The organism is Clostridium sp. (genome assembly GCF_050717545.1).
Classification (GTDB): Bacteria; Bacillota; Clostridia; order Clostridiales; family Clostridiaceae; genus Clostridium_AD.
In genome coordinates this window covers 100,686-122,466 of the sequence record NZ_JBOITN010000035.1, presented here as the reverse complement: position 1 = coordinate 122,466, position 21,781 = coordinate 100,686, and the positions used below count along the sequence as shown (strand labels likewise).

The 21,781-nt window shown below is 29.5% G+C and carries 28 protein-coding genes and 1 pseudogene; 3 read left to right on the top strand and 26 right to left on the bottom strand.

The window, feature by feature from the left end; all coding sequences use genetic code 11:
* The 14 genes and pseudogenes from ACREVX_RS12090 to ACREVX_RS12025 all read right to left on the bottom strand — a co-directional run.
* Positions 1–244, bottom strand: a 244-nt coding sequence (locus ACREVX_RS12090; RefSeq protein ID WP_431544435.1) for a NifB/NifX family molybdenum-iron cluster-binding protein, incomplete at its 3' end; no start/stop codon positions are given.
* A gap of 146 nt (positions 245–390) precedes the next feature.
* The gene (locus ACREVX_RS12085) at positions 391–1,236 is read right to left on the bottom strand and encodes an MBL fold metallo-hydrolase (RefSeq protein ID WP_431544434.1); all 846 of its coding nucleotides are present in this window, start codon (positions 1,234–1,236) and stop codon (positions 391–393) included.
* A gap of 45 nt (positions 1,237–1,281) precedes the next feature.
* Entirely contained in the window at positions 1,282–1,650 is a 369-nt protein-coding gene (locus ACREVX_RS12080) for a DUF134 domain-containing protein (RefSeq protein ID WP_431544433.1), read from the bottom strand.
* 47 nt (positions 1,651–1,697) lie between these two features.
* The gene (def, locus tag ACREVX_RS12075; protein ID WP_431544432.1) at positions 1,698–2,165 is read right to left on the bottom strand and encodes a peptide deformylase; all 468 of its coding nucleotides are present in this window, start codon (positions 2,163–2,165) and stop codon (positions 1,698–1,700) included.
* Between the two features lie 155 nt (positions 2,166–2,320).
* Positions 2,321–2,761 carry a DUF134 domain-containing protein gene (locus tag ACREVX_RS12070; protein ID WP_431544431.1) on the bottom strand — a complete coding sequence of 147 codons (441 nt, stop codon included), beginning with the start codon at positions 2,759–2,761 and terminating at the stop codon, positions 2,321–2,323.
* 46 nt (positions 2,762–2,807) lie between these two features.
* Positions 2,808–3,335, bottom strand: a complete 528-nt coding sequence (locus tag ACREVX_RS12065; protein ID WP_431544430.1) for an ARMT1-like domain-containing protein — start codon at positions 3,333–3,335, stop codon at positions 2,808–2,810.
* Between the two features lie 103 nt (positions 3,336–3,438).
* A complete protein-coding gene (locus ACREVX_RS12060) occupies positions 3,439–4,365 on the bottom strand; it encodes a radical SAM protein (RefSeq protein WP_431544429.1) in 927 nt (308 codons plus the stop codon).
* Between the two features lie 26 nt (positions 4,366–4,391).
* Positions 4,392–5,783, bottom strand: a complete 1,392-nt coding sequence (scfB, locus tag ACREVX_RS12055) for a thioether cross-link-forming SCIFF peptide maturase (protein ID WP_431544428.1) — start codon at positions 5,781–5,783, stop codon at positions 4,392–4,394.
* Between the two features lie 94 nt (positions 5,784–5,877).
* On the bottom strand, positions 5,878–6,051 hold the full coding sequence (locus ACREVX_RS12050) for a DUF5320 domain-containing protein (protein ID WP_431544427.1): 174 nt from the start codon (positions 6,049–6,051) through the stop codon (positions 5,878–5,880).
* A gap of 122 nt (positions 6,052–6,173) precedes the next feature.
* Positions 6,174–6,665, bottom strand: coding sequence for a flavin reductase family protein (locus tag ACREVX_RS12045; protein WP_431544426.1), 492 nt, complete (start codon positions 6,663–6,665; stop codon positions 6,174–6,176).
* Between the two features lie 111 nt (positions 6,666–6,776).
* Positions 6,777–7,609: pseudogene (locus ACREVX_RS12040) on the bottom strand (ATP-binding protein).
* Entirely contained in the window at positions 7,600–8,430 is an 831-nt protein-coding gene (locus tag ACREVX_RS12035) for a P-loop NTPase (protein WP_431544440.1), read from the bottom strand. Before ACREVX_RS12035 ends, ACREVX_RS12040 begins: the two are co-directional and overlap by 10 nt.
* Before the next feature lie 7 nt (positions 8,431–8,437).
* On the bottom strand, positions 8,438–8,803 hold the full coding sequence (locus ACREVX_RS12030; protein ID WP_431544425.1) for a NifB/NifX family molybdenum-iron cluster-binding protein: 366 nt from the start codon (positions 8,801–8,803) through the stop codon (positions 8,438–8,440).
* A 289-nt stretch (positions 8,804–9,092) separates the two neighbouring features.
* On the bottom strand, positions 9,093–9,383 hold the full coding sequence (locus ACREVX_RS12025) for a DUF5320 domain-containing protein (RefSeq protein WP_431544424.1): 291 nt from the start codon (positions 9,381–9,383) through the stop codon (positions 9,093–9,095).
* 452 nt (positions 9,384–9,835) lie between these two features.
* Between ACREVX_RS12025 and ACREVX_RS12020 the strand changes: the two genes are divergently transcribed.
* Positions 9,836–10,276 (top strand): C-GCAxxG-C-C family (seleno)protein, encoded by a 441-nt coding sequence (locus ACREVX_RS12020; RefSeq protein ID WP_431544423.1) that lies wholly within the window; start codon positions 9,836–9,838, stop codon positions 10,274–10,276.
* 213 nt (positions 10,277–10,489) lie between these two features.
* Here ACREVX_RS12020 and ACREVX_RS12015 read toward each other — a convergent pair whose 3' ends face one another.
* From ACREVX_RS12015 to ACREVX_RS11985, 7 genes are all read right to left on the bottom strand, one after another.
* Positions 10,490–11,488, bottom strand: a complete 999-nt coding sequence (locus ACREVX_RS12015; protein ID WP_431544422.1) for an ABC transporter substrate-binding protein — start codon at positions 11,486–11,488, stop codon at positions 10,490–10,492.
* Positions 11,489–11,613: 125 nt separating this feature from the next.
* On the bottom strand, positions 11,614–11,967 hold the full coding sequence (locus tag ACREVX_RS12010) for a NifB/NifX family molybdenum-iron cluster-binding protein (RefSeq protein WP_431544421.1): 354 nt from the start codon (positions 11,965–11,967) through the stop codon (positions 11,614–11,616).
* Entirely contained in the window at positions 11,967–12,800 is an 834-nt protein-coding gene (locus ACREVX_RS12005) for an Mrp/NBP35 family ATP-binding protein (protein ID WP_431544420.1), read from the bottom strand. Before ACREVX_RS12005 ends, ACREVX_RS12010 begins: the two co-directional genes overlap by 1 nt.
* A gap of 48 nt (positions 12,801–12,848) precedes the next feature.
* Positions 12,849–13,322: a Fur family transcriptional regulator gene (locus ACREVX_RS12000; RefSeq protein ID WP_431544439.1), complete on the bottom strand. Its 474-nt coding sequence runs from the start codon at positions 13,320–13,322 to the stop codon at positions 12,849–12,851.
* A 29-nt stretch (positions 13,323–13,351) separates the two neighbouring features.
* Positions 13,352–13,690 (bottom strand): NifB/NifX family molybdenum-iron cluster-binding protein, encoded by a 339-nt coding sequence (locus ACREVX_RS11995; protein WP_431544419.1) that lies wholly within the window; start codon positions 13,688–13,690, stop codon positions 13,352–13,354.
* Positions 13,691–13,912: 222 nt separating this feature from the next.
* Positions 13,913–14,650, bottom strand: coding sequence for a permease (locus ACREVX_RS11990; protein WP_431544418.1), 738 nt, complete (start codon positions 14,648–14,650; stop codon positions 13,913–13,915).
* Complete coding sequence (locus tag ACREVX_RS11985; RefSeq protein ID WP_431544417.1) at positions 14,647–15,129, bottom strand: permease; 483 nt, start codon at positions 15,127–15,129, stop codon at positions 14,647–14,649. The genes ACREVX_RS11990 and ACREVX_RS11985 overlap by 4 nt, the downstream gene beginning before the upstream one ends.
* Before the next feature lie 191 nt (positions 15,130–15,320).
* On the opposite strand from ACREVX_RS11985, the gene ACREVX_RS11980 reads away from it, so the two are divergent.
* Positions 15,321–15,977 carry a Crp/Fnr family transcriptional regulator gene (locus ACREVX_RS11980; RefSeq protein WP_431544416.1) on the top strand — a complete coding sequence of 219 codons (657 nt, stop codon included), beginning with the start codon at positions 15,321–15,323 and terminating at the stop codon, positions 15,975–15,977.
* 183 nt (positions 15,978–16,160) lie between these two features.
* On the opposite strand, the gene ACREVX_RS11975 is transcribed toward ACREVX_RS11980, so the two are convergent.
* From ACREVX_RS11975 to ACREVX_RS11960, 4 genes are all read right to left on the bottom strand, one after another.
* Positions 16,161–17,381: a YgeY family selenium metabolism-linked hydrolase gene (locus ACREVX_RS11975; RefSeq protein WP_431544415.1), complete on the bottom strand. Its 1,221-nt coding sequence runs from the start codon at positions 17,379–17,381 to the stop codon at positions 16,161–16,163.
* 381 nt (positions 17,382–17,762) lie between these two features.
* A complete protein-coding gene (locus ACREVX_RS11970; RefSeq protein ID WP_431544414.1) occupies positions 17,763–18,740 on the bottom strand; it encodes a 2-hydroxyacid dehydrogenase in 978 nt (325 codons plus the stop codon).
* A gap of 57 nt (positions 18,741–18,797) precedes the next feature.
* Positions 18,798–19,664, bottom strand: coding sequence for a DMT family transporter (locus ACREVX_RS11965; RefSeq protein ID WP_431544413.1), 867 nt, complete (start codon positions 19,662–19,664; stop codon positions 18,798–18,800).
* 3 nt (positions 19,665–19,667) lie between these two features.
* The gene (locus ACREVX_RS11960) at positions 19,668–20,378 is read right to left on the bottom strand and encodes a DUF8091 domain-containing protein (protein WP_431544412.1); all 711 of its coding nucleotides are present in this window, start codon (positions 20,376–20,378) and stop codon (positions 19,668–19,670) included.
* 191 nt (positions 20,379–20,569) lie between these two features.
* Between ACREVX_RS11960 and ACREVX_RS11955 the strand changes: the two genes are divergently transcribed.
* The gene (locus ACREVX_RS11955) at positions 20,570–21,061 is read left to right on the top strand and encodes a metallophosphoesterase family protein (RefSeq protein WP_431544411.1); all 492 of its coding nucleotides are present in this window, start codon (positions 20,570–20,572) and stop codon (positions 21,059–21,061) included.
* Positions 21,062–21,147: 86 nt separating this feature from the next.
* Here the strand turns inward: ACREVX_RS11955 and ACREVX_RS11950 are convergent, their stop codons facing one another.
* A complete protein-coding gene (locus ACREVX_RS11950) occupies positions 21,148–21,360 on the bottom strand; it encodes a heavy-metal-associated domain-containing protein (protein WP_431544410.1) in 213 nt (70 codons plus the stop codon).
* Positions 21,361–21,781 lie beyond the last annotated feature (421 nt).

The following is a 21,781-nucleotide window of genomic DNA, read 5'->3' as shown; positions in this document are numbered from 1 at the left end:
CCACTACTTCAATACCATTTTCATTAAATAAATTTTGTGCTGTTTCTCCCATTCCTCCTGCAATAATAATATTAACATTTAATTCTTTCAAAAATACTGGAAGATATCCTGGTTTATGTCCCGGATTTGCAGTAAAACTCTTATCTATTGTTTTACCTTCCACTACTTCATATATTGTAAAACCCTCACAATACCCAAAATGTCCACTTACTTTCTTTTCTTCACTTGCAACTGCTATTCTCATTAATAATTCCTCCTTATATTTTAATATAATAAATTTACTAAATCATCTTAGATGTATATTGGCATTTGCTATTTACAATTATTATATTACTCCTTTTATTAGTTAATGTCAAATGCCAATAATCTCTTTTTGAAAAATAATAATTTTTAGTCCTCCTGCATTTCTATTATGTTACCTGTATTATTGTATAAAAATTTTTTCCCGAATTGTCGTTTTAGTTCTTCAGCTGCTTTTTCTCCCGTACAATGAGATACCCCTATGATTTTTATATCTTTTTCCTTCAAAAAATCAATTGTTTTATTTAGTCTTTGCTCATCTGCTTCTACTAAATGAGTTCCCCCAATAACACCATATATTGGCATATCTGTACGTTCTATAATAGTTTCTAATATATTAACTATCCCTACATGGGAACATCCTACAACAACAAATAAACCACGCTTACCCTTTAATACCAATACTATTTCATCAGAAAAATCATCTAAAATATACTTTTCATTTTGTTTGATTTGAAATCTTTTATTAGATAATTCAAAATTATTATTTCTTTTAAAATTAGTAAATACCATTATATTTTCAGTAATATAATATATATCTTTTTTAATATATTTTATTGCAATATTATTTTTATAAATATACTCCTTTTCAAAAGAATTACCAAGATACTTGTAATTATCTCCTTCTATTATTCCATACTTTCTATTAAAAAAACCTTCTCCTACAATTAATTTATATGAATTTGAAGTTTCCTCAACAAACTTTCTAACTCCTCCGCTGTGGTCATAATGCCCATGACTTATAATAACGTAATCTAATTTATTTAAATCAATATTTAGTGTTTCAGCATTTTTAATAAAGTCCCCGCTCTTACCAGTATCAAATAATATCTTATTCCCATCAATTTCCATGTAAAGCGACAAACCATGTTCATTGTATAATCTTTTATCAGCACTTGGATTATCTTCAATTAAAGTTGTTATTTTAAAATTCATTTTAAACCTCCACTTTCATTTATTAAATATTATTTAAAAGATACCTTAACCTTTGTTGTTTCTACCATGCCTATGTCTACAACAAATACAATCTTCACAATTTTCTCTGTCGTTAAAATCACTGCATAGCTTATAATCGCCACCTTCTATTTTTAATATTTTACCGTTTACTAAAATATCCGCTATTTTTTTGCGAGCATCATCATATGTTCTTTGTAATGTAGAACGTGCAACTCCCATTACATTTGCACTTTGCTCTTGATTTAAACCTTCTAAATCTATTAACCTTATAGTTTCATATTCCTCTACTGTCATAATTATTGATTCATTTACTGTTTCCAATAAATCTAAAGGACCAAATTTTATAATTTCAGGCAATATACAAACTCTTCTCCATTTCTTAGGTCTTGCCATAATTTAATCTCCTCCATATTATTATATCTATTGTAAAAATTGCGTCCCTAAAATTTTGTATTCACAACTGTATCTAAAATAGCCTTATCAATGAATAAAACGCCATTAAGATGGTCAATTTCATGACAAAAAGCCCTAGCAAGCAATCCCGTAGCATCAATTTCTACATTTTCATTAACTTCATTCATAGCTTTAACCTTTACTTTATATGGGCGTTCAACCCCCCCTGTTATTCCTGGAATGCTTAAACATCCTTCTATATCTTGTTGTTTACCTTCTATTCCCACTATTTCAGGATTTATAAGTTTTATAGGTCCATCTCCTATGTCAACAACAATTACTCTTTTTAATATTCCTACCTGTGGTGCAGCAAGCCCAACGCCCTTTTCTTTATACATTGTTTCAATCATATCACCTATTAATTGTAATATTCTTTTATCGGTTTTTATAACATATTTTGATTTTTTTCTTAATATAACATCTTTATTATAATTAGTAATATTTCTTATTGCCATACTTCATTCTCCCTCTATAATAATGTTTTTATAGTTATGTATAATTTCAATAATGGATTAAACTTCACCCTTTGCAATTAACATACTATATTTTAGGTATATTAATTGCAAAAAAAATAAAAGTTCCAAAACTTTATTATAAGCACTTTAAATTCTTAAGTACAATCATTACACCATTTTTTACAAATCTTTGATTTTTTAACACAAATAACTTTATCAGATCCACAATCAGGACAAATATGTTTGTCTTGTTCATAATTTAATTCATATATACTATTGCAATTAGAACATTTAAATTCACAAAATATTGTTCTATAATTACCGCCACTTATCCTTATAGCTTTTCCCTGCGTTAACGCAATAGCCACCTTTTTTCTTGCACTTTCTATAATGTTTTGAAAAGTTTGCCTTGATATTTGCATTTTTTCTCCACATTCTTCTTGATTTAGTTCCTCAATGTCCTTAAGCCTCATTGCCTCAAGTTCTTCAACTTTTAAAGCTATTTCTTCAATTTCACATTTAGGCTTACCCCAGGGGACAAAATAAGTATCCTCTGGAAAAAACTCTACTCTTCTAAATTTTATTGGTCTTGGCATTTTAATTCCTCCTGCATTTATGTATTATTTATTTTAAACCAATTCTTTATCCCATTATTACTCTGCATTCTACACCCTCTAAAGTTTGATTAATTTTATCAAAAACGATTTCTCCTGCATTATCAACAATATATACTATATGTTTAGCATTTCTTATTTCTTTTACAAAATTCTCATATTCCACAATATCATTTTTTTGTTTTGGGGCCTTATAAATTAAATTTTTAAGTTCATCCATATCAACTTTATCCATAGCTCCAAAATCAATAAAATTTCCAACCATCGCATATTTAAGTGCTGTAAGAAGCTTATCATCTGAATCATAAATAATTCTTAAAATTTCTTTTTCCATAGAAAGTAAAAGTGTATTATACTCTTTTTTTATTTCATAATAAATATCACCCAGGTTTAATTCGCTATCTAAACGTCTCATTATTCTTGCACTCAAATATGGAGATGTATCCCCACTTTTAGACATTGATATAATTTTAGTTACTTCTTTCATAAATTTAATTTTTTTAACTTTGTCTATTTCATGCTTATCATATAGTACATGTATTTTTTTAAAATACACTTAATACATTCTAAACTAATGTCCATGCTTAACCTCCATCTTATAACCATAGTCATTTATTTAATCCATCAATTCAAAATTACCTAACCTATTTTTAATAGTTTTATCTTAATCTATAAGTAATAAATCCCTTATAATCTATATGGTTTATAGTATTATCCAGATTTAATCTTTCAATAATATTATCAATATATTCACATTTTCTAGAATTTAAAAAACTTTTAATTTCAAACTGATTCATTGGATGTCTTTTAATAATACTTAAAATAGCTTGATAATCATCTTTGATTCCGCTAAAAAATCCAACGGAAACTAAATTTTCTATAGATATACCACCCAACATTTCTATAGCCATATTCATGTTTTCATTACTAACAGTTTTCACATATTCCTCAGCTGGTGGTCTTGCAGGGGTATTAATATATAATCTATGATATTTTATTTCTTTAATTATTAGCTTTAATTTTTGAAGTGAGTCACTATCATCATTAATTCCATCTATAAGCATTATTTCAAGCCATAATTGTCCCTTATAAATCTTTGAAAATTCAACAAGTCCATTATAACATTTAATAAAGTTTAGCTTAGGATAAGGCCTGTTTATTCTTTTAAAAGTATCTTCATCATAAGCATCTAATGATGGAAGTACAATATCCGCTTCACACAATTCATCCAGGACTGTCTTATCATGAAGCAATGCTCCGTTTGTAATAACAGCTACAGGTTTAGACGTAAGTTCCTTGATTTTGCCTATTAATTCACCAAGTTTTAGATAGAGAGTTGGTTCACCCTCACCGACTATTGTAACTACATCAAATTCAGATCCACTTTTTAAATAAGTTTTAAATTCTTCTATAATATCAGACACAGAAAAAAATTCTAAACGTTTATTAGATAATTTATCTGTTCTTCCAAGTTGACAATATATACATGAATAATTACATGTTTTTTTTGGTATAGGACTTATTCCTAAAGATTCTCCCATTCTTCTTGATGGTACTGGCCCGTATATAAACTTTGAATCGTTCATAATATCTCCTCCACTTACCATTTAAATTACTTGTTCTTATTATCTTCTAATAATTTTTTTGCTTTTTTATTATTTCTATAATATTGTAATGCAATAGCATATTCAACTCTTTTGCTTTGCATTTTACATCCAATTTCATAAGGTGTTTTTATATTTCCAGTTGAATTAAAATTATTAGCTTGACAACCTCCACTACAATAAAATCTAGCCCAACATTTTTTACAATCTGGTTTGTTATATATATTAGCTTGTCTAAAAACACTTGGCATTTCTTTATTTTTAATTCCCTCAAACACATTTCCCATAAGGAATTCTGTATTTCCTACGAATTGATGACAAGGATATATATCTCCTTCTGGTGTTACTGCTATGTATTCAAAAGCAGCTCCACAACCTGATATTCTTTTATAAATACATGCTCCCCCATTAATATCAATATTAAAATGGTAAAATATTACATCATCATGTAATAATAGTTCATCAAATATTTTATCGTATTCATCGTATATTTGTTCTAAATGTTCTCCCTTAATAGAAAGCACATCATCAGCTGGAAGCACTACTGGTTCTATTGAAAGCTCTTTAAATCCAAGATCTATAAAATGCTTTATATCTTTAAAAAAATCCAAATTCTGAGCTGTAAATGTTCCCCTTATATAATATTGTTTTTTAGATCTATGTCTCATTTCGACCATAGTTTTAATTTTAGGAAGAATATCATCATAAGTCCCATCACCATTAATTTTCGTTCTTATGTTATCTTGTACTTCTTTTCTACCATCAAGACTCAAAACAATATTTATCATATTTTTATCTAAATACTCCATAATATTAGGAGTTAATAACGTTGCATTTGTTGTAATTGTAAATCTAAAATTTTTATTATTCTGTTTTTCAAGTCCCCTTGCATAATCAACGGTTTTTTTAACAACCTCCATATTCATAAGAGGCTCTCCACCAAAAAAATCCACTTCAATATTCTTTCTTGATCCTGAATTTCGAATTAAAAAATCAATGCTTTTTTTAGCAACCTCAAAGCTCATGAGTATCTTTTGCTTATCATAACCTTCTCCATCAGCAAAACAATATTTACATCTCAAGTTACAATCGTGCGCTATATTAAGACATACAGCTTTTATATAATTGGGTTCCTTTTCAAATTCTTTAGCAATAGACTCATATGCATCCTCTGAATATAATTGCCCATTTTTTATAAGTTCCTCTATTTCATCATAGCATTCGTTTAAATCGTGCTCTTCATATTTCCCTCTATATTTATTTATAACATTACTTCTACTTTCAACACCCTCATCACCAAGTATGTCATAAATAATATCATCTACCACATGAATAGAACCTGAACTTACATCTAAAACGAAATTATCACCTTTGCATTTAAATTTATGTATATTTCTCATTTGATTAATTCCTTCTTTCATTCACCATATTATTTATTAAAAATTAATAATAAACAAGAGGTAGATTACTACCTCTTGTTTATTATTTAATTATTTATTTTTTATTATTAGGATTGTTTGTATTACCAAGTCCTCTTTTAATTCCAAGACCCATTTTAAGTCCTAATCCTCCAACTACAGTTGCAACTTTAGCTACATTGCATAATCCTAATCCTCTTCCTGTTTTTGGTCCCATTCCTGTTGGACCTGTACCATCTCTTCTTGACATAACATCGTCTCCTTTTGATTATGATCATATACCCTTTATACTTACTATTATACTCCATTTTGGGTATATATCAATAATTATTGTGATAACGTTAAATCATCTCCCACGGAGCTAAAATATCGTTAAATTAAATCAATTTTAGAGTAATCAATATGACCTTTATCATCAACTACATTTTTATCAGTATGCATATATTCAATTTTACCTACAAACATTTCATGTGAACCTGTAAGTATAGAATCTACTACCGTACATTCTATATTTATAGGACAATCTGCTAATAATGGTGCTTTAACCTTTATTCCTTCTTCAACATTTATATTAAGTTTTGCAAATTTATCCTCATCTCTACCACTTGTACTACCCAAATAGTCAAACATTTCTTTCTGATCTTTAGTAGCTATATTTACTACAAAAGAACCTGTTTCTTTCACGATTTTATGAGAATATCGTGATGGAACAATACCTACCATAATCATTGGTGGATTATAACTACAATTACAACAATAAGCTACTACTAATGCATTATTTTTACCATCAAGACCTCTACAAGAAACTATTACTTTAGGCATTGGTTGAAGACAAGATTTCATATCCGCTTGAATTTTTAACATTTTAATTCCTCCATTTTGTATAATTTATTTATACAATTTATTTTTATATTAACCATTTTAAAATTATAATACGACTATATTTTAATTAATAAATTTATTTTACATATTCTTTTAAAGTTTAAATGAGTCTTTTATAATACTCCACATATCTTCAATAGCTTTTTCAGCTATACTCTCTTTATAACAAGTAATTGGCTTTAACTCATTTATAGATTTCATAACCACATCATCATATGGAATTTTACCAACTATTTTTAAACCTTTACCGTGAACAAAATCTTCTATTTCTTTAGAAACTTCTTCATTTATGTCATATTTATTTATACAAACCATAGTAATAACTCCACTACTCTCTTTAAATCTCCAAGACCTGATTTTGTAGGTTCTGTAACAGCGAGTACCGCATCACTTCCTGTAACTGATGCTATAACAGGACACCCAATACCTGGTGAACCATCTAATATAGTTAATTGTTCATTATTACTAAATTTTTTACCATTTTTCCTAATAAGAGTTACTAGTAATCCTGAACCATCACTACCTATGTCCATTTCCGCTCTTGAAATTATACCTTTATCTAACTTAGTAATAAATGTTTCTGCTGTTTTTTCTGATTTTAATTTTATAGCATTGCATGGGCAAACTAGTGTACAAGCACCACACCCCTCACAAGCAAACAAATCTATCTTACAATTTTCTATAGCTTCAAATTTACATACTGTCTCACATTTACCACACTTAGTACAAAGCGATTCATCTATTACAGCTTTTTTACCACCTACAAAATCACTTTTTTCAATATCTTGTCCTTTGTAAAACATATAAAGATTAGGTGCATCTACATCACAATCTATTCTTGTTACATCTTTAGCAAGTTCAGCAAGTGCTGTTGCAATTGTAGTTTTACCCGTTCCACCTTTACCACTTAAAATCACTAACTCCAAGAGATCACCTCCTTTACTTCCTTTGAAAGCTTATCAAATAGTGCTTTATGATGTGGATCATCATATAATATTTCTCCCTTAGAATAAAGTATTGCTGTATTTTTATTATAAGGAATAGTTCCTAATAAATTTATTTTTTCTTCCCTACAATATCTTTTAATTATATTATCTTTTTCATCATCTTTATTTATAACTATACCAAAAGGTATATTATACATTTTTACTACTCCTACAGCCATTTTCAAATCATGAAGTCCAAATTCTGAAGGTTCTGTAACAAGTATTGCTGCACTCGCAAATTTCAGTGCATTTACTACACTACAAGAAGTGCCTGGTGGACAATCAATTAAATTAACTCCTCCTGATATGTTTTTAAGCAATTGTCTAATAACAGGGACTGCCATAGGTTCATATACATTTAAAATCCCTCTACTACAATCTATATCTCTTACTTTCCCGATTTCAATTTTACCTGTTTGTCTTTTATCATAAGTTATAGCATTATAATTACATGCAAGTTCACAAGCTCCACATCCATGACATAGTTTAGGAAAAAGTAAAATTTCATCTTTGACTTTTGCAAGAGCGTTAAATTGGCATGCATTTACACAAGCCCCACAAGAAGTACAACTAGCTTTATTTATAATCGGGTACTCTACCATAACCTTTTCTGTTTTATCTACTTCAGGTTTTAAAAATAAGAAGCCATTTGGTTCTTCAACATCGCAATCTATATAATTAGCCTTTAATGCAAGAGCAAGATTAGTTGAAACTGTAGTTTTACCTGTTCCTCCTTTTCCACTAAGAACTGCTATATTTATTTCCATTTTACTTACCTCCACCATGATATGCAGGACCAGACATTTGTATTTCTTCTAGTTCGCCTTTGTTGTATTTCTCAAGTACTGCGCTTATAACAATACTTCCACACTTATATGCTTTAATTTCTGCTTTTTCAATAAGTTCAAAAGCATTAGGACCAAGATTTCCTGTAATAATAACATCTATATTTTCATCAATTATTTGGTTTGATGCAAGAATCCCTGCTCCACCACTGGCATTTTGACCCTTATTTTCTATAACTTTAACTTCACCACTTTGCGTATCATGAATTTGAAAATATTCACATCTTCCAAACCTAGTATTTAATAAATCTTCATTTGTTTTCCCTGTTGATGAAATCACTATTCTCATTATTTTACCTCCAATATTTTTATTACATTAATTAATACAATTTAAAATCATCTTATTCTTAACATATCCATACTTATATCTACTTATAAATGACTTAGCTATAAAATAAGCTTATGTATATTGGCATTTGCCACTTTCACTATTTATTTTACTCTTATTATCAGTTATTGTCAAATGCTAATTACATTTATATTTATGTTTAAGCTTCAATTACTCAAATAAAACAATAGACTGTACAATTATCTATATGAAATAATTGTACAGTCTGTTGAATAATAAAGCATATAGATTATAATTCTTTGTCATCTTGCGTAGTATTCAATTGATTATTTATTGTATTAAGTCTATTTTCAATAATAGCTTTTTCTTGCGCAAGTAAATCACTTTGACTTACAGCACTCATTGTATTATTAAAACTATTACCTCCAAAACCTCCTCTGCAACCAATTCCCATACCTAAACCTCTATTTACTCCTAAACCTCCATTTAATCCTAAACCATTATTAACATTACAAAATCCCATTCCTCTTCCTGTTCTTGATCCCATTCCCATTGGACCTGTACCATTTCTTCCAGCCATTAAAAACATCTCCTCTTTTTTATTTTGGGTATATGCCCTTTACAACTTTTATTATACTCTGTTTTGGGCATATGTCAATACCCCTATTATTGTTTAGATTTTTTGTTCTGAGTCTTATAAGTTCAAATCATTAGCTTATTTTTCTTAACTGTAGGATGACCTTTTTCTTCGCGAAATATAGGATTGTGTAAAATGTTTCTTGGAAATTAGTGTGTAAAAAAACAACAGGTTTAGGCTCTTTGTTTCATGCCTCCGCTTAATTGATTAGGATATAAATTTGTACTATCTGATAATTCAACAGCCTTTAACCAATATTCTAATAACCACTACTCACTACATTAACGTTTGACAATAATAGAAAACGAGTATAATATATAATTAGCAAATGCCAATAATAAAAAAACAAACATAATGTTAACCATATAATATACAATGAATTGGAGGAAATATAAATGAATAAAGAACTTGTAATAGAAGCAAGAAATAAAGCTGGAAATTATTTTAAAGAAGGAAACAATTGTGCAGAGGCAATATTTTTAACATTTAGGGAATATCTTGCACCAGATATGGATCCAGCAATGGTTAAGTTAGTAACAGGGTTTGGAAATGGTGTAGGACAAGCAGGGTGTATTTGTGGCGCGTTGTCTAGTTCAATTGTTGCACTAAATATGTTAAAAGGAAGAACTTCAAAGGAAGGTGACAAAAAAGCTGCATACGACTGTGCACAAGAATTTCATGATTGTTTTGTAGAAAAATTTGGAGCATCTTGTTGTCGCATACTAAATACAGCCCCTTTTGGAAGCAAAGACCATTTAACAACCTGTTTGAAAATTACAGGCAATACAGGAAAATTATTAATGGAATATTTACAAGAAAAAGATCTGTACAAATAATTAAACTACTATGTAAATAACTAAAGCACTGAGGACTACACGAATCTCAGTGCTTCTTTTAATTAACCTAATACAAATATACTATATCGGCACTCAAATATTCTATTTCAGCTTTCACGTGTGTAACAATTTAGAAGCTCTTGATCCACAAACTGGTAAACTAATTGCCATATAAGTAGCCAAATTAATAATACTCCTGCCTTGATTCCAAATTTACTTATTTTGCTTTTTACCCTCATAGTAAAAATCTTCATCAGGTAATTCTCCCCCTACAGATTTTGGATTTGCTTTAAATATCACCTCTAAAAACCCGCTAGTCATTGACTTCATTTCACCGCCATCAATATACGTGATACTAGATTTAGGAATAGCGATCTTTGCTGGTGCTGCTTTCATTATATCAAATTTTGCAATTAATGTAGCACTTTCATCAACATTATTATTAACATATTCCGTTGACGCATCGTACTCTCTTAAAAATGAATCTACAACCTCTTTATTCTTGTCTAAGAATTCTGTTCGAACAATAATGCTTCCCATTACTAGAGCACTTGGATTTTCACCAGATACGTTTTTCCATTCCTTTGTCATATCTAATGCAATCTTAACATTTTTATTTTGCATTAAAACAGATGTTACAAATGGTTGTGGAAGTAATGCGATTTCTATCTCGCCAGCTGCCATTAAAGTCGCAACTTCAGAATGCTCAGCTCTGTATTCCACTTCTACATCCTTTCCAACTATTAGTCCGTTTTGTTCCAACACATAATTTAAAACATACTCTGGAGTTGTTCCTTGACCAGTTGCATATATTTTTTTCCCTCTAAGATCGGAAACCTTTGTAATTTCTACTCCATTAGTTACTATATATAAAACTCCTAAAGTATTGTTAGCTATAATTTTTACCTTTCCTTCAGTCTTTTTGTAAAGTGTTGCTGCTAAATTCGTAGGAACTGCAGCAATATCTACTTGACCTGTAGTAATCATCCCAACTACTTCATCGGGTGCACCTGACAAGTTAAATGTATAATCATTAGTACTTTTACCTAATTCGTCATCTTCCATAAGTTTTACCATTCCCATACCTGTAGGGCCCTTTAAAGCTACTACATTTGCTTTGCCCCCAACTATTTCCTTTTCACATCCTGTAAACCCTATAAATCCAATAAATCCAATAAATAATACAAGTACCAACGCCATAACTTTCTTCATAATAATCCCCCCTTCTATAACTCGTTTATATTATTTAGAGCATTTATATTTGCAGTAAATATATAAACAAAAGCACAGGATGTATTGAATACAACTTGTGCTGTTTAAAATTTAAATATATTTACTTAATGTCTTGCAGGACCAGACATTTTTAATTGTTCTAGTTCACCATTATTATACTTTGAAATTGCTGAACTTATAACTATGTTTCCGCATTTATATGCTTTAATTTCTGCTTTTTCAATAATTTCAAAAGCATTAGGTCCAAGGTTGCCTGTAATTATAACATCTATATTTTCATCAACTAATTGATTAGATGCAACAATTCCTGCTCCACCACTAGCTGTTTTACCTTTATTTTCTATAACCTTAATGTCCCCATTTTCTGTATCATGAATTTGGAAAAACTCACATCTTCCAAACACTATATCTAATAAATCTTCACTAGTTTTTCCTGCTGATGAAATCGCTATTCTCATTATTGCTCCTCCAAATCTTTTACTATACTTGTTACTACTGGCTTAAAAATAAGCTCAAGACTTTCATTTATATCTTCATGTCCACACTCTGATAAATGACTTATACTATTTAACATAGGAAGCTCTGCTAAAAGTTTTAAGTCCATTCCCTCTAAAAATTTATTAGTATTCTCACCATCAAAAAGTTTTATTGCTTTACCACAATCAGGACAAGTTATATAACTCATATTTTCAATAACCCCTAAAACATCAATATTCATCTTTCTTGCCATATTCACAGCTTTCGATACTATCATAGAAACAAGGTCCTGTGGTATAGATACCATTACTATACCATTTATTGGCATAGTTTGCATAACTGTTAACGCAATATCACTTGTTCCTGGAGGCATATCAATTACTAAGTAATCAAGATCTTCCCAAAGGACATCTGTCCAAAACTGCTTAACTACATTCGAAAGCATAGGACCTCTCCAAATTGCAGGATCATCTTCTTTTTCCGTCAAAAAATTTAATGACATAACTTTTATACCATCATAAGTTTCAACAGGTAATATTCCTTGTTCATTGTTAGTAGCTCTTTTACCTTTTAACCCAAGAAGTCTCGGAACACTTGGACCTGTTATATCAGCGTCTAATACTCCTACGCTATATCCAAGTTTCTTTAATTGTTTTGCAATAAGAACAGAAATTGAAGATTTACCAACTCCACCTTTACCACTCATAACTCCAATAATTTTCTTCACATTATTTAGAGGATTATTTTCAATCATACAAGTTTCCTTATCCTTTGAACACCCATCACTTGATGGACATGTATTACATTCTGCCACAAAATCATCTCCTATATATATTACCATTTGCAATTCTCATCTTTTATATTACTCTTTTAAATTCTCTTGATCTTTACATTTTATTTCTTCTTTGCATTTACTACATAATCCTACAAATATAATATTGGAATCATATATTTCTAATTCCTTTTCTTTTTCCATTTTTTTATTTAGCTTTAAATAGTCAAGATTCAAACTTTGACTATCTAAATCAATTATCCTATTACACTTACAACATTTGAAATGAATATGCAAAGGTTTTCCACTAAATATTTCCATTTCATAATAACTTATACCATCAATGTTTATTTCTTTTATTATTCCTAGCTCGTTAAATACCTTTAAAGCTCTATAGACCGTAGCAAGGCCTATATTTTTATATTTTATTTTTTCATATATCTCTTTTGCATTTAAATGAGTTTTATAATTTAAAATAGTTCTAAGTATTAATTGCTTTTGAGACGTAAATTCATGACCATTATTTTTTAAAAGTTTCTTAAAATGATTTAAATCTTCATCCATAAAATCATCCTTTTTCATTTACATTATACTTACTGTATATGCTCATGGCAAACAGTACCAGTTGATTTTAATTGACCACTTACATATTTTTGTACTGCGTCATCACTAAATCCCTCTGCACCAACCACTACTTCAATACCATTTTCATTAAATAAATTTTGTGCTGTTTCTCCCATTCCTCCTGCAATAATAATATTAACATTTAATTCTTTTAAAAATACTGGAAGATATCCTGGTTTATGTCCCGGATTTGCAGTAAAACTCTTATCTATTGTTTTACCTTCCACTACTTCATATATTGTAAAACCCTCACAATACCCAAAATGTCCACTTACTTTCTTTTCTTCACTTGCAACTGCTATTCTCATTAATAATTCCTCCTTATATTTTAATATAATAAATTTACTAAATCATCTTAGATATATATTGGCATTTGCTATTTACAATTATTATATTACTCCTTTTATTAGTTAATGTCAAATGCCAATTATAATGTAAAAATAGTAAAGGTTAAAATGATTTTTAATCTATTTTATCCTTTACTATAAAAATATATTCATACATAATATGAATCACACCACTATATGAAACTATACTATTTTTTTATATCCAATAGCCTTAGCTGGACATTTATTTATTGTTGCTTTTATACTTTCAACTTGTTCTAATTTTGATATATTTTTAATAACCCTTGCTTTTTTATTTTTCATAATAAATGTATCGGGTGATATTTTTGTACATAGCCCACAACCAATACAATATTGCTCATTTACAGTAAGCTCACTTTCTTCTTCATTGGTTAAACCGTCATCCATTGGTATATCCTCTTTTTTTACTAACCTCGAAGTAATATAGGCCATTATAAAAATTGAGATTGTAGTTAAAACCCATCTAGTGGCCATGAATTTTGGCCCTAAAAATTTAGCCTCATTGGCAAGCATTGGTATTTTAATTACTGCCCAGGTACTAAGTATAACTACAATACTTGAAACACTTGCTCCTTTTTTCAAAAGCATTTTACAAACTGGAAATGCAGCATATATAGGACCTGCTGAAAAACTTCCAAGTAAGAAAGAAAATACAGCCCCTTTAAATCCTGAACCTTCACCCAAGGCCTTTTCTATTGATTTCTTAGGAACCCAGGCTTCAATAAGAGAAGTTAGTATTAATATAACTGGCATAATTATAAGCATTTCCTTTATATAATATAAACTATTATTTAAAGACTGAACCGCTTTGCTCGGCATCAGAATTCCTAACATTATATAAGTTGTAACTATTAAAGTTAAGAACAAATTATTTTTAAGCTTTTTTATAATTAAGCTCACATTAACACCCCCATTAATAGAGCAATTATAATTGCAAATATAAAGCTCAAAGAATTCCTTATTATAGTAAACCTTAAACCAAATTCTCTTTTTTCAAGAGGGAAGGTAACTATACCCACCATAGTTAGCGTTGTTAAGAATGCAACCACTGGGACTATGTTAGCTCCAGCACTTACAAGAGAACCCACTAGCGGGAAAGCAACAAAAGCAGGTATTAGCGTTATACTTCCTACAAAAGCTGATACAATTGTAGATATTAAAGCGTTAGATTGACCCATATATTGCTTTATTGTATCTGGGGGAATAAACGTTAATATTAAACCAATAAGAAAAAGTATACCGACTATTTCACCCATCATGTTTCCCATAAGGCCTTTTGACATCTTAATAGAATTTAACGTTCTCATTTTGTCTTTAATTATTGACCAAATAAACCACGATCCAGTAATAACCCAAAGTATAATAGTAAACATATCCATGCTAGTTACCTACATAATTCTTAGAATTAGGTGCTTTTGCAACGTTTTTTTGACTAGATTTATTAAATTTATAATTTTTTTCTATCATTATAATTTCCCCTTTCAAAATATCTCTACCTGTATTATAATTTAATTTATAATATAAATCAGTTACCATGGTTACTAATTTTAAAAAAGGAGTTAATTAGTTTATGCTAACCTATATACCTTTAATTAAAAACATTGATTTATTTAAAGATCTTCCTTTTGAAGATCTAAACCATTTGTTCACCAAAGATTTATATGAAATCAAAAACTATAAAAAAAATTCTGTGATATATTTTCAAAACGAAAAATGCACACGCTTTGACATAATTTTAAAAGGAGCTATCTTAGTTCAAGAAATTGATTTAAAGGGCAATGTATTAACTATTACTGATTTTAATATTGGTGATGTATTTGGTGGAAATTTACTTTTTTCACATAAAAATTTCTATCCAATGACCATTATTTCGAAAACTGAAACCATAGTACTTCATATAAAAAAAGATTTAATCTTAAAACTTTGTCAAATAAATGTAGTTTTTCTAAATAATTTCCTCCAATCAATATCAGACAAAACTTTAATATTAACAACTAAAATCAAATCACTATCTATGAAAACTATAAGACAATGTATTATTGATTTTTTAGTATATGAAAGTTTCTCGCAAAGTAGCAATACAGTTAAATTAGAACACACAAAAAAAGAACTAGCTGAAAAATTTGGAATTCAAAGACCTTCTCTTTCTCGTGAATTAAATAAGATGAGAAAAGATGGATTAATAGAATATGATGCTCATTCTATTACAATAATTAATATAGAGTAAAAAACCTACATTGATTTGTATATTTGAGCTAGTGTTTTGCAGCTTCGCAGCAGATGATTCAACCATTATGCAGCATATACTAAAGGCTTTATCTAACTAGTTAGATAAAGCCTTTAGTATATACTGTATTAGTAAATATTTTTTCACTTTATTAACAAGAGTTTTTCTCTAAACAAACTTTGCTTATAAATCATCCTTTGATATTTTGTCTACATACAAAATAGGAATAACTGCATACATAGCTGCTGCCTTTACTAACTCACTCTTAAAGGTTCGTTCATTTGGGGAATGTACTTCTTCTTCATGCCCTGGCCCAAATCCAATACAAGGTATTTCATATCTACCCATTATCGAGACTCCATTTGTAGAAAATGTCCATTTGTCAACAATAGGTTCCTGGTTAAATAAGGATTTATACGAGTCAACTAATGTTTCACAAACTGGATGATCTGCATCTAAAACCCAAGTTGGAAAATAAGCAGCTGTTGGATAAACAACTCCCTTATAAGAAGGTTTCTCATAATCATACATAGAAACCTTAGCACCCGCAGCTTTAACGCATCTAAGGTTTCTTATTTGCTCTAAGGCGTCAAAGTAAGTTTCTCCATTAGTAAGTCTTCTATCTATAGATATAGTACAGCTATCAGGCACCGTGCATCTTGATGTAGAAGTGAAAAATATCTCGGACACTGCAAGCGTTCCTTTTCCAAGAAAATCATCATAACGTAAAGTTTCATTAAGTTCTTTTAACTCACCGAGTATAGGCGCCATTTTATAAATAGCATTTTCTCCTCGCTCTGGCTCAGATCCATGACAGCTTAGTCCATGGGTAACTACTCTTATCTCCATTCTTCCTCTATGTCCCCTATATATATTGCATGAGGTCGGTTCTGTAATCACAACAAATTCTGGCTCTATTTTGTCTTCATTTATCATATACTGCCAACAAAGCCCATCACAATCTTCCTCTTGCACTGTGCCTGAAATCAGTAAAGTATAATCACCTAACATATCCAGTTCTTTAATAATTTTTCCACCATAAATCATCGAAGCCATACCACCCTTTTGATCACTACCACCACGCCCTATGATAACTTCCATATCTTCATATCCCTTATATGGGTCGTACTGCCACAAATCTTTATCTCCAATACCAACTGTATCTATATGTGCATCCATAGCAATAATATGTTTCCCATTTCCTATGGTACCAATTATGTTCCCCATTTTATCTATGTCTATCTTGTCAAAACCAACCTTTTGCATTTCCTCTCTTATTCTTTCAATAACTCTAGCCTCATTACAACTTTCACTAGGAATAGCAATTATATCGCGAAGAAACCTAGATATATCCCCTTTGTACTCTTCCGCTTTCTGTAGGACCTTTTGAAAATCTACATTCATAGAAAACCCTCCTTCTATTCATCCATATTTTTCATAAATATGCCTTAATCAAGACTAGTATCTTCAATATGTATTCCTAACTTTTAACCCTTTTGGAATTTTTAGAAAAAATGGCTCTTACTTTATCTTGATGTACTAAGTCCACGCATATCCCCGCCCCCCATATTAAATTTATCAATACACAAAAAATCAATGTAGAAAAAAGCATATATCCCTACAAATATATTGTATGAACTATATACTTTAAAAATTACTAATTATTGTTATTAAAAAAATTTAATAGAATACTCCTCCTTAGGATAAAATTAATAAACTCCCCTTAAATTAAGCAGATTGTAAAACAAAAATCTGTTTATTTAAGGGGAGCATTTTATTAATAAATTATTTTAATACTTCTATATTAACGCAACTATCCAGTTCTTCACCACAAAGCACTTTAATAATACTTTGCGCTGCTATTAATCCCATATTTGTTCTTGTCTCCATTATAGCTGACGCAATATGTGGAACAATTACAACGTTGTACATGTTTAAAAGCTCGGGCTCAATATTTGGCTCATGTTCAAATACATCAAGTCCGGCTCCCCATATCTCCCCTTGCTTTAAGGCTTTAACTAATGCTTTTTCGTCAATTACGGGTCCACTACAAGTATTAACAATAACTGAAGTATTTTTCATTATAGAAAATTCTCTATTACTAATATAGTGAGTAGTAGAAGGCAAAAGTGGCACATGTAGTGAAACAAAATCTGCCTCTTTTAACAATGTATCTTTATCAACATAAATTGCGCCTAATTCTTTTTCCATCTCATAATTTCTTATTATATCAGTATACAACACCTTCATATCAAATGCCTTAGCTTTTTTTGCAAAGTTAAACCCAATTGACCCAGCCCCTACAAGTCCCAGTGTTGTACCAGTAATTTTCTTGCCAAGGAACATCATAGGATCACAAGACTCAAAGGCACCATTCCTTGTAAACCTATCTGCCGCAATTATTCTTCTAGATACTACCATAAGAAGTGTCCATGCAAGATCTGCTGTAGCATCATCTAAGACCTCGGGAGTGTTTGTAATTATTACTCCCCTTTGAGTTGCAAAAGTAATATCAATATTATCGCAGGGCACGCCGTAGTTAGCAAATATCTTGCAACGTGCTCCCGCGGCCTCAAATACATCTTTATCAATATTGTCAGATAAAAGGCATAAAACTGCATCTTTTCCTTTTACCTTCTCTAAAAGTTCTTCCTTTAATAAAACTCTATCACGAGGATTTATTTCTACATCAAAATGTTTTTCTAAAAGTTTAATAGCCTCATTTGGGATTCTTCTTGTTACGTAGACTTTTTTCCTGTTCATGTGCCCACCTCCTACAATTCTAAATACGTATAACGTACTCTATTTAGTACATAAAAACTAATTAGTATTCTTTAAACTTGATTTCTCATTATAGATAAAAGCAAAAATAGCTACTCCTATAATCAGTACTGATCCCATAATGCTTAAAATATCTGGCACCTCTCCCCAAATCACAAATCCTATAAGTCCAGAAAATATTATACTAGTATAAATATAAATTGAAACTTCTGATGCCGGTGCATATCTATATGCATTAGTTAAAGCAAATTGCGCAATTCCAGCAAAAATCCCTATTCCTATTAAATATAAAAACTGAATCATATTAGGCTTTTGATAATTAAATATCATAAGTGGAAACATTACCACCACTGAAACTAAAGAAAAATAAAATACAATAGTCGAAGGTTTTTCTCTATCTCTTAAGAATCTAATTATAGTATAGGTGGCACCTGCACACATAGCAGATAAAAGTCCTGCAATTGATGGAACAACTGAAAAACTAAATTGCGGTTTAATAATTAGTAACGCACCAATAAATACAATAATTAATACTGGAATCTGTATTTTAGAAAGTTTCTCCTTTAAAAAGAATACAGCGAACAAAGTTACAAAAAATGGTGATATTTTGTTAAGCATATTTGCATCTGATAATACTAAATAATTTATGGCATAAAAACTTAAAATCACACCTAATAACCCTAATAATGATCTAGAAAGTAAGTACTTCTGATTTTCCCTTTTTCCAAAGAAACTCACGTTTTTGTTTTTTATCATAATAAATGCAATTCCCAAACTTGTTAGATTTCTATAAAACACTTTTTCAAATAATGGAATATCACCTGCAAGTTTTACCATTGCCCCCATAATAGCAAATGCTAAAGCAGATATTAATATAAGTATAATTGCTTTGGGTTTGTTATCCATTCTTCACAACCTCTCAAATATAAGTTCATTTTTAATTTTTCCTACTTGACAAATAAGATTCATTTTTCTAAAACAATAAGTAATTTTCCTTGCTTTATATACGGTAACTTTTAATTCTTTTGCTAGTTGTTTATTAGTAAACTTTAGTGGCAATTCATCTGGTAAAAACACAAGAAAATCCTTTTCTTCTTTAAACGTAACTTTCTGCGTTACCTCTATAAGTTTTCTATCCTTTATACTTATACCTTTCCTTCTCCAGCTTCCTTTACCATCCTTGCATCTTATCTCTTCTTCCTTAGTCATTAAAATCTCTAATATAAAATTTTCCTGCGACATTAAATCTGGAATCCTAATTAGTTCATCAAATAAGTCCATTAGTTTCCCTTTCTTAGGTGATTTTCTTCGACTAATTATTTCATTTGTGATATCTGTTGTCACTATATATTTCTCGATAGCTATAGGATGTACCAGCATTACCTTATTATACTTAACAAGATTTCTTAATTTATTCGCAATGGCACTAAAATTCTTTGTTTGTATTTCAATTAATGAATCTTCTCTTACTAAATCAATTACATATTTATCAACTTTCACTTCAAATCTGTCGCCAGGCTCTATATACCACTGCTTAATAGATGAGTGTAACGACTTCTCATTTTTTATATTTATTCCATTTTGCTCATAAATTAAAACTATATCTTCTGATTCTCCCATTTTCTCTCCTACCTCTTAATTTAAGCTTAAATATTTTTTACAATTCTACTAATATACTACTTATATTATAAAATAATTATAACAGAAATATTATATAATTAAAATTGCATATTGAAAAATCAGGGTAAATGCATAATATTTATGTATCAAAGCATAATATAAAATAATATACTACTAGCAGGTGATGAATTATGAAAATTGCAATATTATCCGATACTCATGCTAAAAAACATAGTGATAAACTCTTTAGATTAATAGATACTTTATTTAAAGAAGTTGATATGATAATCCATGCAGGTGATTATATTTCCCCAAGTGTAGTGTCAAAGTTAAGAGAGTTTAATAATTTTGTGGGTGTATGGGGAAATAATGATAAGGGATCCATCAGAAATATACTAAAGGAGAAAGAAATTTTATCCATAGAAGGCTATAAAATTGGTTTATATCACGGCCATGGCAATAGTAAAAACACTTTACAAACAGCCTATGATAAATTTATTGATGATAAGGTAGATATAATAATCTTTGGACACACTCATCAACCGCTTGTTTTAACTAAAAACAAAATCCTAATGATAAATCCAGGTTCACCATCATATAAAAGACGTGAACCTTGGTATTCTTATGTTATTTTAGAAATACAAGATAAGAAAATAAATGTTTTACTGAATTTTTTTAATTAACCTTTTAATTTCTAAAATAAATCAAAATTAGATTTTTTTCAGTTTATAAAAAAAGCCTACCATTTGTATTGGTAGGCTTTTTTATATTAATATTCTTCTACTTCCGTAACTTCATACCCTACTTCTTCAATAGCTTCTGTGATATCATCATCAGTTGTTTCATCATCAAAGTCAGCTACTGCACATTTTTCCTCTAAATCAACTTTTACTTTAGTAGCACCAAGATCAAGTAATGCTTCCTTCACATGACTAACGCAACTTGAGCAATTCATTCCATCAATGTACATTTTTTTCTTCATTTAAATCTCCCCTTCCAACTGGTAATTTATACTAGTATATACTTAAATATATACTATATAATAAATAAGTCAACTTAATTTTTTTATTTAATAAAATTTTTTTCTATATGTGTATTTAATAATTCCTCCACCTCCTATGGTATCCCCTATACTTACGGAAAAATTTATTCGTTTTCAATCATTTTTTTCTACTTTTGCTAGCTTTATTTAAAAATATCTATAATGATAAAAAATTAACTTAATATGCTAGTAGATTTTTCACTTACATTCTATTATAATGAACTTAGTTCATTTATTTTATTACTTACATTAAAATAAATAATAAAATTAAACGTATATCCATGTATTGTAACCGTTGTCTTCACTTACCCTTCCATTGAATAATTATATTAGTATTCATATGTTTGTAAAAGATTAATTT